General features: G+C 40.9%; 10 protein-coding genes. 4 read left to right on the top strand and 6 right to left on the bottom strand.

Going from position 1 to position 14,258, the window contains the following annotated elements; translation table 11 throughout:
- Positions 1-15: 15 nt before the first annotated feature.
- Positions 16-996 (top strand): putative solute-binding protein, encoded by a 981-nt coding sequence (locus tag F903_RS00615; protein ID WP_005193719.1) that lies wholly within the window; start codon positions 16-18, stop codon positions 994-996.
- Positions 997-1,040: 44 nt separating this feature from the next.
- Here F903_RS00615 and plsB read toward each other — a convergent pair whose 3' ends face one another.
- Positions 1,041-3,596 carry a glycerol-3-phosphate 1-O-acyltransferase PlsB gene (gene plsB, locus F903_RS00610; RefSeq protein WP_005193718.1) on the bottom strand — a complete coding sequence of 852 codons (2,556 nt, stop codon included), beginning with the start codon at positions 3,594-3,596 and terminating at the stop codon, positions 1,041-1,043.
- Positions 3,597-3,910: 314 nt separating this feature from the next.
- Here plsB and F903_RS00605 point away from each other — a divergent pair, with 314 nt between their 5' ends.
- The 3 genes from F903_RS00605 to F903_RS00595 all read left to right on the top strand — a co-directional run bounded on the left by F903_RS00605 (position 3,911) and on the right by F903_RS00595 (position 8,675).
- Positions 3,911-4,783, top strand: coding sequence for an acyl-CoA thioesterase (locus F903_RS00605; RefSeq protein ID WP_004673026.1), 873 nt, complete (start codon positions 3,911-3,913; stop codon positions 4,781-4,783).
- A 128-nt stretch (positions 4,784-4,911) separates the two neighbouring features.
- Complete coding sequence (locus F903_RS00600) at positions 4,912-6,135, top strand: dicarboxylate/amino acid:cation symporter (RefSeq protein ID WP_005193717.1); 1,224 nt, start codon at positions 4,912-4,914, stop codon at positions 6,133-6,135.
- A 407-nt stretch (positions 6,136-6,542) separates the two neighbouring features.
- Positions 6,543-8,675, top strand: a complete 2,133-nt coding sequence (locus F903_RS00595; RefSeq protein ID WP_005193716.1) for a TonB-dependent receptor family protein — start codon at positions 6,543-6,545, stop codon at positions 8,673-8,675.
- Between the two features lie 72 nt (positions 8,676-8,747).
- Here F903_RS00595 and F903_RS00590 read toward each other — a convergent pair whose 3' ends face one another.
- From F903_RS00590 to F903_RS00570, 5 genes are all read right to left on the bottom strand, one after another.
- A complete protein-coding gene (locus F903_RS00590) occupies positions 8,748-9,692 on the bottom strand; it encodes a metal-dependent hydrolase (protein ID WP_005193715.1) in 945 nt (314 codons plus the stop codon).
- Positions 9,693-9,967: 275 nt separating this feature from the next.
- Entirely contained in the window at positions 9,968-10,744 is a 777-nt protein-coding gene (gene yihA / locus F903_RS00585; protein ID WP_005193714.1) for a ribosome biogenesis GTP-binding protein YihA/YsxC, read from the bottom strand.
- A gap of 68 nt (positions 10,745-10,812) precedes the next feature.
- On the bottom strand, positions 10,813-11,271 hold the full coding sequence (locus F903_RS00580) for an RrF2 family transcriptional regulator (RefSeq protein WP_005193712.1): 459 nt from the start codon (positions 11,269-11,271) through the stop codon (positions 10,813-10,815).
- A 79-nt stretch (positions 11,272-11,350) separates the two neighbouring features.
- On the bottom strand, positions 11,351-12,562 hold the full coding sequence (gene hmpA, locus F903_RS00575; protein ID WP_005193710.1) for an NO-inducible flavohemoprotein: 1,212 nt from the start codon (positions 12,560-12,562) through the stop codon (positions 11,351-11,353).
- Positions 12,563-12,702: 140 nt separating this feature from the next.
- A complete protein-coding gene (locus F903_RS00570) occupies positions 12,703-14,250 on the bottom strand; it encodes a helicase HerA-like domain-containing protein (protein WP_005193706.1) in 1,548 nt (515 codons plus the stop codon).
- Between the last annotated feature and the right edge of the window lie 8 nt (positions 14,251-14,258).

The raw sequence follows: 14,258 nt of genomic DNA, 5'->3' as shown, positions 1-14,258 counted from the left end.
CATTAAGGGGTATATATGAAAAAAATAATTTGCTCGATGTTACTTGGCTTAATGACGACAATGAGTTGGGCGAGTGAAAAGGTATGGTGTGTGTTTGATCCTTTGAGTACACAGGGGGATATTAGTCGCCGTTTACATGATATTCGATTACATGCGCAAAATAGCCAAGTCCAATTGAAATTTAAAACTTTCAAAAATGAAAACGAGGCGATCCATGCATTTGATCAAAAAGAATGTTCGGGTTTGGTCGCATCGAATTTTAATACCTATCGTTATAATCAATTTATGGGTAGCACCAGTGGTATTGGTCTCATTCCAAATAATCGTACAGCACGTGTGTTTTTACAGCTGTTTACCAATCCGAACGTCGAAAAACGTATGATTGGTTCCGAGTATGAAGTGGTTGGCATGATTCCAGTGGGTACAGTCTATATGATCATGAATACCCAAAAGATCCAAAAAGTCTCACAACTAAAAAATAAGACTATTGGGATTTTGGTGGATAATCCACCGCAACTGGCTTTAGCACAAAGTGTGGGTGCAAAACCTGTTTATGTGGATTTTGCCAATGCCATAGACCTATTCAAGCAAAAGAAAATTGATATCTTGGGTGCGCCAGCTTATGGCGTGTTGCCATATAACCTCAAGAAGGAATTTGGTGAAGCGACTCAAGTAGTCAATTTCCCATTAGCTTATTTTGCTGTCAATATTGTGATCCGCCCTCAGGGATATCCAGCGGGTTTTGGTCAGAATATTCGAACTTGGTTTGTCAAAAATAGCCATGTGTTGGCTGCACAAGCAATTCAATGGGAAAATCAATTGCCTGCATATTATTGGGCGGACATTTCAGCTCATGAAAAACAAGGTTATGACGCTTTGGTGATGCGAATTCGTAATCGCTATGTGGCATCTGGTTACTATGATGCTTATTTTGTTGAACTAATCAAACGTTTAAGGTGTTTGGATGAACCCAAATATATCGAATGTCGAAGATAGATAAACAATAACGGCAACCGAAGTTGCCGTTATTGTTTTTGCTGTTAAGCCTTTTTGCGTTTGAGGCGACGTTTGGCTTGTTGTGATGCCATTGCCTCTAAAGCAGTTGCAAGTTCTTCATCACTGAATGTAGTGATGTGTTGCAGCATTTGTAAGGTGGTTTCATCTAACACAAGTCGTGCACCTGCCGCCATCTCACTGAAGTTATCATCATATTCAATGAAACCTTGTTCATTATTGCGAATATAGTTTTGCTGAGTCAGTACCTTGATAAAACTCTGAAAGAGGGATTTATCAAAGAATTCTGGTGAGTTGAACTCATAAAGTACAGATAAACGCTGACCTAATAAATGACTCAATTCTTCAACTTGCTTGGTCGAAATATTGCCAGAACCGCGTTGCGTAATCAGCGCAAGTGTCATGTAGTAGCGTTCTAAACTTTGTTTCACTGGCATCGCCAAAGTTAAAAGCTTTTGATGCTCTTCACTATTTGGTGTTGGGCTAAACAAATTGTCATCATGATCTTGGAAAATCAGACCCAGCTGAACCAGCGCATCGATATAACTATCAATATGTTGCTGTAGTTCAGAAGGTTGCCATTTCATAAACAGCTCGGCTTTTAAGAACGGATACAAGGTACGAATTACATTACTGAGATCTGCTTTATTAATCTTACCGTTATGCTCAACCAATGACGCAACCAAAGACGGCAATACAAAGGCATGCAAAATATTATTACGGAAATAGGTGAGCAATACCGCTTGATTATCTTCAATTGCAATAATATCGCCCAAGACATGCTGAACACGTTTGATCAGTTTAAGTTTTAAACCATAAGCAATGATTTCTTTACCTGATAATGATGTTACTTGGGTACGTTCATCATACGGCTGTTGAGTGACGAGGTCTCGGTAGATATCGAGCTGTTTTATACAGATTTCCTCGTCCAGCGTATGTTTTGGTGTCGCCAATAACACCAAAGAAAGCAATGAAACAGGGTTAACAACCACAGCACGGTTAATGTTTTCTAAAATCAGATTGGCAGAGCTTGCAACCACATTGGAGATTTCGGCTGAAATAGGCGCATCATTTTTTTCGACGTGAGCATTGTCTGCTTGATGCTGTTTTAAAATATCATCCAAGAAAACAGGTTCACCGAAGTTGACGTGAACTTTACCGAAGATTCTTTCAATTTTACGTAAGGTTTTTAAGATACCAAAAATAGATTCAGCCTCTTTCGGCTTACCTTGCATTTCACCAACGTAGGTCGCACCTTCCATCAAGCGCTCATAGCCAATATAAGTAGGTAAAAATACGATCGGTTTGGCAGGTCCACGAAGGTGACCTTGAATGGTCATTGCCAACATGCCTGTTTTAGGTGGAAGTAAACGTCCTGTACGTGAACGTCCGCCTTCGATAAAGTATTCGATCGGTGTGTTACGAGATAAAATGCTATATAAATATTCTTTAAATACAGATGTGTAAAGTGCATTGCCACGAAAAGAGCGGCGAATAAAGAATGCGCCACCACCACGTAATAACTGCCCCACAAACGGCATATTTAAATTATCACCCGCAGCGATATATGGAATCATCAAGCCGCGTTTATAAATCACATAGGACAATAATAAATAGTCGATATGGCTACGATGACATGGGGTATAGATAATTTCATAATCTTTTGCCAGTTCACGCACGGTACTAAAGTTATGTACTTCAACGCCGTCATAGAGTTGCGTCCATAAACGTGTCAGCGCCATATCGGCAAAACGCACAGCTGATGCTGAATAGTCCGAAACGATTTCATTGACATAACCAATGGCGCGACGTTCAGCTTCTAGCATACTGATTTTATGATGGATACTTTCACGGCGAATCGCATCTTGCACATCTGGTGCTTTGACTACGGACTGCATGACATTGCGGCGATCGGATAAATCAGGGCCGAGTACCACTTCACGCTGTTGATCTAAATAAGTATCGAGTGAGCTTGCAATATACGTTGCAGGAGAAATATTTGGATGCTGTGTTTTGGCATAGTCGACCAATTCACGTAAACATTGGGGTTCATGGAACTCTAAGTAGGATTGGCGGCCATGTAAGCCGATATTGACCAATTGCTTGACTGTACTCGGTGTTGCCCAAGTATCTGAAAATAATAATTTGAACCAAGAATCTTCTTTATCTGGTGATCGTCCCCAAAGTACGGTCACAGGAATCAATTGAACTTCAATGTCAGGATTTTGTTCAAGGGCTTCGATCAGTTGTAATAAGCGTGGAGGATAAGTTTGAGTGTTGAAAAAAATATTATCGTTCTGATGTAAAAAAAGGACTGAATTTTTTTCTTGATAGTTGCCAAAACTTAAAGGATCTAGCGCAGGTTTTAGCTTAAGGCGACGCGTCTCACCATCGACCACCAGCGCATTACTATGCGAATAGTTTTGTAATACATAGCATACGACTTTATTTGGATCGGCTGGGCTTTGTTCTGTTGTGGTGGATTCTACAGGAACTTCACCAAGAACGTGCGGGGTTACCACAAGGTCAAGTAACTTACTCGAAAGTTGACGATACATTTGACCAAATCCTGTCTTGGACATTACGAACTCCTAAATATAACCCTAACATCAAGTCATGATGAACACGACATTCTGCTGTATTCTGACATAAAACGGTATGCTATTTTCTGACAAAATATAGCGTATTTGGTAGATTTTATCGTTAAAAATCGTATTTTTAGCAGGTATAAATAGAATAATGCGATGGGTAAATCATTTTATCTTGGCTACAATCTATATTAATCGACTCATCTCGATTAAGATGATTATTCTTGCTCCGCCTTAGGTTTCAAGCAAAATACTGCTTTGCTATGGCCCTCGTTATTTCTCCCCCATTGTTGTAAAAAGGTGATTACATGAATGCTTTAACGCAAGAACTCGTTGAGCTTTTGACGCTAGAAAGACTGGAAGCCAATATCTTTCGGGGCAATAGTCGCAACTTGGTTGGCAAACGTGTATTTGGTGGACAAGTGCTTGGGCAAGCATTAAGAGCAGCGTCATATACCACAGATCGTCCTGCGCATTCGTTACATGCATATTTCCTTTATGGTGGGGATGTTGATGCTCCGATTATTTATGAAGTAGATTCGCTTCGAGATGGGAAAAGCTTTGCCAGTCGTCAAGTGCGGGCGATTCAACATGGGCGTACTATTTTTTCGGCAATGGTTTCTTTTGCCAATCCTGAAGAAGGCTTAAATTATCAACATAAAGAGCCCGAATATCCTGCACCTGAAAGTTTGAAATCAGAAAATGAACTGAAAGAAGCGATGATTAATTTTGTCCCTGAAAATGTTCGTGCCAGTTTTATGCGTGAACGTCATGTGGAAATTCGCCCAGTTCAGCCAGTCAACCCTTTTCAGCCGCAACCTGAAGCACCGTTTTATGCACATTACATTCGAACCCATGGTGATATTGCTAAAAATTTGGATGAAATCTCATTGCATCAAGCGATCGTGGCATTTTATTCAGATTTCACTTTGATGACCACAGCATTGCGTCCACACGGTTTGTCGTGGATTTCTCCAAATCTACAGTGTGCCAGTATTGATCATACGATTTATTTCCATCGCCCATTGCGTGCAGATGAATGGATGCTCTATGAAATGGAAGCGACCATTAGTGCGAGTTCTCGCGGGCTCAATTTTGGTCGGATGTGGCAAGATGGTCAGTTGGTATGTAGTACGGTTCAAGAAGGTTTGATTCGGCTCAGAGAAATCGAAACCCAATAACAAATAAATTTATACTAAGGCCATCATTCTGATGGCTTTTTTATGATATAGATGTGACAAAAAATTGCTCGATTCTTCAACATGAGCATGCCATAGTAGCAATAAGTTAAAAAACTTTATCAAGCATAATGAATTTAAATACACAGATTTTACTGGCCGCTGTGCTCGGTGTGGCATTTGGTTTTTTGTTAAATGCTTACCCACAAACGATATTCGTTGACTATAGTTTATATGGGCTCGGTATTTTAAGTAGCATCTTCATTGGTTTGTTGAAAATGCTATTGATTCCATTGATCTTTAGTTCAATTGTGGTCGGTGTTTCAAATCTACAAGCAGGTGGTCAATTTGGCCGCGTCTGGAAAATCACAGCACTGAGTTCGATCACCACCACCACCTTGGCACTGATTCTCGGCATCAGCTGTGCACATCTTTTTGACGTGGGCAAAGGAATTGATATTCAAATCTTCCAAGCCGAGATGCAAAGCCATCAAACCCCAGACACGCTTACACCCTCTAGTTTTTTGACCAATTTTGTACAAAACACCCTGATCAACCCATTTAAAGCCTTTAGTGAAGGCAATGTTTTGGCGGTCGTGGTATTTGCATTATTTTTGGGTGTTGCGTTGGTTAAAGGTGGGGAGCGTTTTACGCTGGTGCGGAATAGCTTTCAACAATTTTTCGAAATGATGATGATGCTGGTGGGTTGGGTGATGAAACTTGCACCGATCGGCATTTTCGCATTACTCGCCAAACTGATCGCCAGTGAAGATCTTTCCGTATTGAGTCGTTTAGTTGAATTCGCGGCTGTGGTCACAGGAACCACCATTTTTCATGGTCTTATTGTACTCCCTTTATTGTTGTGGATATTCGGTCGAATGGATCCGATTACCTTTTTTAAAGGAGCTAGAGCAGCATTGGTGACCGCTTTTGCAACCAGTTCCAGTTCTGCGACCATGCCGCTTAGTTTGAAATGCGCACAAGAAAATCTTGGTGTTAGACCACAAACCGCAGGTTTTGTTATTCCGTTAGGTACGCAACTAAACATGGACGGTACGGCACTGTACGAAGCAGCGGCAGCATTGTTTATTGCCAATCTGATGGGTTTAGATTTATCCATCACCCAACAGATTATTGTCTGTTTGGTGGCGATTGTTGCTTCTTTAGGTGCGCCTGGGATTCCAAGTGCTGGCATGGTCACTATGATTATGGTGTTGCAATCTGTTGGTCTACCCGCAGAGGCGATCGCAATTTTACTGCCTATTGATCGTTTATTGGATACAGTACGTACCGTGGTAAATGTGCAGGGCGATATGATGATTAGTGTCGTGGTTGATCGGCATACACCTGAGTGAAAAATATAAATGACAGTATGTGAGCGATAGATTGTATATCGCTCAGGCAGAGCGACTGGTGTCAGTTCAGTTGGAGGAATATTGCTTAGGTCAGCCAATGATGAAAATGTTGGATAAAGTTTTGGTTATTTAATTGGTTGAAAAGTGAATTAAAAAAAATGATTTCAACTCCATGATATGCTGAAATATAAAAGAAAAAAAGATGATATATATTCTAATAAATTAATATTGTTAAAAATATATATATGAAATTAAAGCCATTTTATGACAAATGTCTTAAGAAAATATAGATAATCATTCTTGTTTGCACTATCATTTGTTTGTTTTTTGTCTGAGATCGTTTCTGGTCGCTAAAGAAAAATAGCGATGGAAAGGATATTCCGTTCTTTACCGCTTCGGGGGAAGCTATGAAAAACCGTTTTTTTCTAAAAAATCCAATCGTAATGAGTGGTTTGTTATTCGGTAGTTTTGCGCCTATGTTGCATGCTGAGACAGCACAAGAGAGCAAAACCATGGTTCTGCCTACCATTCAGGTGATCGGTTCACAGGATGATGCTGTTTCTAAGATACCGGGTGCGGCAGTCATTGTAGATCAAGAACAGATCCAAAAATTCATCCCAACCTCAACTGAAGATATTTTAAAGCGTGTTTCAGGTGTTTATGTCAAACCTGAAGAAGAGTCTGCTGTTGTTGCCAATATCGGTATGCGTGGTATTAGTTCGGCTGATTATAAAACCTTAATTTTAGAAGATGGTGTACCTGTTGCACCGGGTCTATTTGTGGGTAATGGCCGTTATTACAATCCGCGTGTACAACGCATGGATAGTATTGAAGTTCTGAAAGGTTCTTCGGCATTGCGTTATGGCCCATCAAATATTGGTGGAGTCATTAACTATCGTACCAAGCAACCTAAAGATGGTGCATTGGTCGATCTGTCGATTGGCTCTTGGGATACCTATAAAACCACAGTTGAATTGGGTGGCAGCTCTCCAAATAAAGATAGTAACTTTGGTGCAATTTTAAGTTGGGCGAAAAGTGACGGTTTCATGGACAAGAGCTATGAAATGAAAGATGCAGTCATCAAAGCGGGTACCGCGATTGGCGATAACCAATGGTTAGGTGTTAAATTTACCCATTATGAAAATGATGCCAACATTTCATATCGTGGGCAGTTCTTGGGTGAATATCATGCCAAGAAAAAGAATAACCCTGCACCAGATGATTGGTTCTTGACTGAACGTAACTCATTCGACATCAATCACCGTTGGAACATCAACGCGGATACAGAACTTCAAACCTTAGTGTATTGGAGTGAAATGAACCGTGATTACTGGCGTTATGAGGTCGATCAAGATAACCCAATTACTGTGGATGGACGATGGAATTATCGTAATGGCCCAGGAACACGTGGAAATGGAAAAGGCGGTCAAGATAATTGGGATTTGCGCGGCAATAACCGTGCTTTTGAGCGTATTGGTGCTGAAACCCGTTTAGTGGCAAAACATGATTTATTCAATATGCCAAGCGAGGCTGAAGTTGGTCTACGCTTGATGAATGAAAAGATGGATGATATTACTATCGATGCAACACGTACAACACCACGTACAGGTAACGTTAGTAAGAATACAAAAGATACTGCCAAAAGTGTCGCGTTATATGCGCAAAACCGTTTAGATATTACCGATCAATTATCATTGACACCGGGTCTTCGTATCGAACGCTATGAGCAACAACGGGAAGATAAACGAAAGAATGAAACGGTTAAGACCTCTAATACAGAAGTGATGCCTGGTCTAGGTGTGACCTTCCAATTGATTCCAGCTGTACAGCTTTATGGTAGTGTTTATAAAGCCTTTTCTCCAGCGTTGAATGGTGATTCTCTCAGTGGTATGAAGGATCAAAAATTGGATGCAGAAACTGCGGTCAGTTGGGAGTTGGGTTTAAGAGGTCAGAAGGATATCTTTAAATATGAGTTGACTGCCTTCCGAATGGACTTTGATAACCAAATTATTCCAGCAAACAGTAACTCTGACTTTCAAAGCACCAATGGTGGAAAGACCTATAATCAAGGTCTTGAAAGTGCGATCAGTGTAGAATTGGAAAATGGCTTTGATGTATTTGCCAATGTTACTTGGGTGGCAGATGCACAGTTCAAAGGTGATCGATACAATAAAAATGGTACGCTTAAATCAAGAAATGGCGATCGTGTACCATATACGCCAGAATGGGTTGCAAATTTAGGTTTCGGTTATAGCTATGCGGGTTTACGTACCCAGCTTAGCGCGAACTATATGGGTTCGCAGTTTACTGATGAGCTCAATACCAAACCAATTGTAGAAAATACATCAGGTTTCTTTACTGGGAAAATTGATGCTTATACAACCGTTGATTTAACCTCTCGCTATACACTCAATGATCAAGTTGAATTCTACGGCGCAGTGAAAAACTTGGAAGACAAGCGTTATATGGCAAGCTTGCGTCAAGGGATTTATGTAGGCCCTGAGCGTTCATTTGAAGCAGGCATTCGCTATCGCTTCTAATTACATTTATTCATAAATAAAAGCCCTCATCCTAAGATGGGGGCTTTTTGTATTGATTTAGCATAATTCCGTTTAAGCAGCTGGTTGTAAAGCACGTTTCGCAGCAGGAGAGTTGTTTAAATAGTTGACCGCATCTTGGGTATTTCCTTCTTTGACAGGATCATACCATGGCATGAGGTAATCAATTTGTTGTGAAATTAACCAAATTGGGTTTGGTAATATTTGATCATCTTTGCGTCCCTGTCTATACCATTCTAACCAAATCCAAGGTTTGAACGGACTCGGTTTCTTATCGGCAAAACGAGGGTCTTGCCCCATGATGTGTGCTGCGCCATCCACCCATAAGCCAAGTACGCCAATAATCACCGCAACGCTGAGATAGTAACGAGCGATATAACCACCACCGAGATGACGATAGAGATCAAAGGCAACGGTACGGTGTTCGATTTCTTCTGAACCATGCCATTTGATTAAGTCAATCATTTCTGGGTCAGCACCAAGCTCTTCCCAGCGTTTGTTATACAACGCATATTTGCCTAGTACACAGGTCATATGCTCAACAGTAGCGATAACACCTAAACGGAACAGATCCCATTGATGATCAAGTATTTTTGGGACTTGTTTGCCAAAAGGTTTATCCGCTAAAGCTTTGCCAAATACAAAGTCCATAATGTCGAGATTACGTTGAATATCTATATTACGCTGGCTTAGATATTCTTTGTTTGCCGAGGTATGTGCAACTGCATGCATGGCTTCTTGGCGAATAAATGCTTGTACATCTTCTTTCAGTTTTGGGTCGGTAATTTCAGGCAAGACTTTATTGTACAAACGACAGAACCAAAACTCACCTGCGGGTAAGATATTGTTAATTTCATTAATAAAATAACTGGCGAAAGGCTGATTTGGAATCCAATCTACAGGCGTTTTTTCCCAATCAAACTTTACTTTGCGAGGGAGAATTTTATAGTCAATCGAAGAACCAAGAACTTTGTTCTTCACAAATGATAGTAATTTCATCGTTTAGTCCTAATCGATAGTGCAATGAACCAATAGTATGGAGTATATGAAAATACGCCACCTGTTGTGTTTAGCAATTCAGGACAATTAAAATTTATTTTATGCATCAAGTTGCATGAATTGCAATATGAGGGCTTTTTGAGACTTTATTCTCGTTGTATGTCTTACGAAACCTTGTTTCTCATCACGCAGTTTCGCAAAATATATTATATATCGTCTAAAAAATTGCAGCCGTATACGGCTCATGCTGCAAACATATATGAAAGACTCAGATACTATTCTTCAAGATCAGTATCTGTAGCTTCTGGAATCTGATCGAGGTCAAATTCAGTCGGTTGGTCGAGCGTGTAATTCAAACGTCCACCCATCACACTTGCCAGTTCTTCTAAACCAATCTTATTAAGTGATGAGAACAGTTGAATCGAAAAGTCTAGCTTCATCTTTTTCAATTGTTGTTTCACATCTAATAAAGTTTTATTGGCAGGGCCACGATTGAGTTTGTCCGCCTTGGTTAAAAGGATATGTACAAACAAATGACGTGAATGCGCCCATTCCAACATCATTAAGTCAAAATGCTGCAATGGATGGCGAATATCCATCAATAACACTAAGCCTTGTAAGCTTTGGCGGTGGATTAAGTAATTTTCCAGTTCTTTTTGCCACACCAGTTTCATCGCTTCAGGCACGGCTGCATAACCGTAACCTGGTAAATCGACTAAACGTTGGTCAGGATTGCCTAAGCTAAAAAAGTTGATCATTTGGGTGCGACCCGGTCTTTTTGATGCGCGCGCCAATTGTTTTTGATTGGTCAGTGCATTGATTGCACTGGATTTACCTGCATTTGATCGACCAGCGAAAGCAATTTCATAGCCTGTATCTTCTACGCATAAAGCAAGCTTTGGCGCACTCATTAAAAACTCAGCTTGGCGTAACCAATTTAAAGACTGGTTTGCATAAAGTGTTAATGCAGGATCAGTCTGTTTCTCATAACTGATTTTTTCTTTTGGGGCGAGTTTAGCTTTGGTATCTTTCGATTGTTGACGCTGGCGCATAGAAGCTTACTTTAAAATTTGAAATAGCGAGATCCATTATAAAGGATGTCGGAGATTCGTGCGAATCCTCATGACGAGGCTTTTGGAATGAGTTGTAAAAAATCAATATTTGAATGCTGAGACGAGGGTAGGATACTGTGTTGCAATACTTCTCCCACGGTATATTGATCAAGACTTTGATAAAAGCTCTCCAATGCTTGATCTAAAACTCCTTTAAGTCCGCAGTGCGCACGCAAAACACAAGGTGGGGTATTGCATTCTACAATTTGCTGATGACCTTGTAAGATGCGAACGATCTCACCGAGTTTTAGATTTTTAGCTTCTGGGTTGAGACGAATACCGCCGCCTTTACCACGTGTGGTAATGATCCAGTGTTGCTTCCCCATAAAGTGAACAATTTTAACCAGATGGTTTTGCGAAACATGTAAATCTTGAGCAATATCTGCAATCGTATACGGTACATCACTCGGGCGAGCGACATACATCAAAATTCTAAGTGCATAATCAGTAAACTTATTGAGTTGCATGGTATTTCACTCAATCTAATGCTTTAAATACAAAGGGCTAGTCTATCATAGACTAGCCCTACGCAAAATGCAGCGCCGATTAGTTGAGTTTGACACCACCCGTGCCAAAAGCCTCGCTATGGATATTTTCTGCTGCAATGCCACGAGCGATCAGTGCTTTATGCTGTTCTGCCATAAATGGCATTGGGCCACATAAGTAATAATCTGCACTTGTCGGTAATAATGCAGCATCCATCGAACTTAAATCTAAGCGCCCTACAATGTCGTAATCTTCCCCGAGTACATCATCCGTATGTGGAAATTCATAAGCCGTAAAGGTGCTGAGACGTGGATACTTGGCTTTAAGTTCATGAATATGTTTTTTCATCGCATGAACTTGGCTGCTACGACATGCATGGATAAAACTGACAGGTTGTGGCATATCCAAAGTCACCAATTGATTGAGCATGGCAATCATTGGGGTTAATCCGACACCACCACTAATGAAGACATTGCGCTTGTTACTATTCATTAAGTAGAAATTCCCTGTTGGTGCAGACACTTCAATTTCTGAGCCTTCAGCTAAACCATGTAATGTACTTGAAACCCAGCCACTTGCTAACTCACCTTTTTCATCTTCGCGCTTCACAGATATACGTAAATAATCCGATTGTGGGCTAGTGGATAAAGTATATTGACGTGGCTGTCTGAGATTCAGCTCAGGCACAAAGACACGAACAGAGATGTATTGACCTGCTTCATATTGTGGTAAATCACCGCCATCGACTGGCGCAAGATAGAAGGAGGTGATTTCATCACTTTCAACGACTTTCTTGGCGATTTTAAAATTGCGCCAGCCTAACCAACTGCCTTTATTTTGCTGATGTTGCTCATATATGGCTTTTTCAGTGCTGATGAATAGATTAGCCAATTGACCATAAGCAGCCGCCCAAGCGTCAATAAGTGGATCTTGCATTGAAATATTCAGAACTTCACTGATGGAGTGGAGGAGGTTTTCACCCACAATGCCGTAATCTGGTGATTGAATATTTAGGCTGACATGTTTGTGTGCAATCAGTTCAACCACAGGTAAAAGCACGGAAGGATCTTCAATATTTTCAGCATAAGCGAGGACTGCGCCAGCAAGTGCCTGTGCTTGTGCGCCACTACGTTGATGCCCCATATTAAAGGTTTCTTTTAATTCAGGATTATTTCCTAACATGCGGTTATAAAAATAGCCCGTTAACGCGACACCATTTTCACGCAGTACAGGAACAGTGGCTTTTACAAGGTCAATTTGCTGCGGAGTCATTTTAGATCTCTCTTGGCTATCGTTTATAAGATGTATTTAAAATATACCTTTAATTTTGCATTTGCAATATGTATTTAAATAAAACCATAAAAAAAATAAGGGATAATAAATTATCCCTTGATTGATAAATGAATAAAGCTTTATTTTCCAAATAATGAACCTAATAGCCCACGGACAATTTTTTGCCCAGAACTCCCACCTAAACTACGCGCGGCACTCTTGGCAAAAGTCCCGACAATGTCTTGGGTCATTTTGGCGCGTTGTTGGGCTGCTTTTTCCTCAGCACGTTGTTGCTCGCGGGCTAAACGTTCTTGCTCTTTGAGTTGTTGTTTTTCGGCAGCTTCTTGTTCTTTGAGTTGTTGCTTTTCGAGTTCAGCTTGCTGTTTTTGTTGCTCACGTTCAGCGACTTTGTTTTGCAGCATTTCATAAGCACTATCTCGATCAACTGCCTGATCGTATATACCTGCAACGATACTCTGCGCAATAATCACTTGGCGTTCTTCGACGGTGATGGGGTTAAATGATGAGTAAGGTGGCATCACCCAGCCACGTTCTACAATCTGCGGCGTACCTTGTTCATCTAGACAACTAATCAATGCTTCACCCACTGCAAGTTCAGTAATGGCTTGATCCACTTTAAAGTCTGGATTGGCACGGAAGGTATCAGCCGCAGTTTTGACTGCTTTTTGATCCTTCGGTGTAAATGCACGTAATGCATGTTGTATTCGATTTCCCAATTGACCTAATACGCTTTCAGGTAGATCCAGTGGGTTTTGGGTGATGAAGTAGATCCCAATGCCTTTGGAGCGAATTAAGCGAACCACTTGCTCGATTTTTTGCTGTAAGGCTGGGCTGGCATTATCAAATAATAAATGTGCCTCATCGAAGAAGAACACCAATTTAGGTTTATCCATATCGCCGACTTCAGGCAGTTGTTCAAAGAGTTCTGACAACATCCAAAGTAAGAAGGTGGCATATAGTTTTGGGGTATTCATGAGTTTATCGGCAGCTAAGATATTGATATAGCCATGACCGTTACTATCAGTTTGAATGAAATCCAGAATATTTAGACTGGGTTCGCCAAAAAACTGCTCGCCACCTTGATCGCCCAATGCCAATAGATTGCGCTGAATCGCACCGATACTTGCAGGAGATAGATTGCCGTATTCTGCTTTCAATTCGGAAGTGTGTGCGCTGACATAACTCAGCATCGATTTAAGATCTTTAAAGTCGATGAGTAATAAGCCTTGATCATCGGCAATGCGGAACACGGCTGAGAGTACACCTTCTTGGGTGTCATTTAGATTGAGCATGCGTGCTAACAGCAATGGGCCAATTTCTGAGATCGTGGTGCGAATCGGATGTCCTTGTTGCCCAAATAAATCCCAAAAGATCACAGGAGATGCTGCAAATGCGACGCTGTCTACTTTGAGTAGGTTGAGGCGTTCTTCAAATTTGGGACTACTGCTGCCTGCTTTGGCGAGACTCGAAACATCACCTTTGGCATCGGCCAAGAATACAGGGATGCCAAGCCGAGAGAAGCTTTCTGCAAGAACTTTGAGCGTAACAGTTTTACCTGTACCCGTTGCACCTGCGATCAAACCATGTCGGTTGGCAAATTTAGAATGTAGAACAATATCTTGTGTTGTATCTGTGGTTTTTTTCGCAATAATGATGGGTGTGCTCATTCTTCACC

The organism is Acinetobacter sp. NIPH 298, from assembly GCF_000369505.1.
Lineage (GTDB): Bacteria > Pseudomonadota > Gammaproteobacteria > Pseudomonadales > Moraxellaceae > Acinetobacter.
The sequence above is the reverse complement of the archived record's forward strand: the minus strand, read 5'-3'. Positions and strand labels throughout refer to the sequence as shown.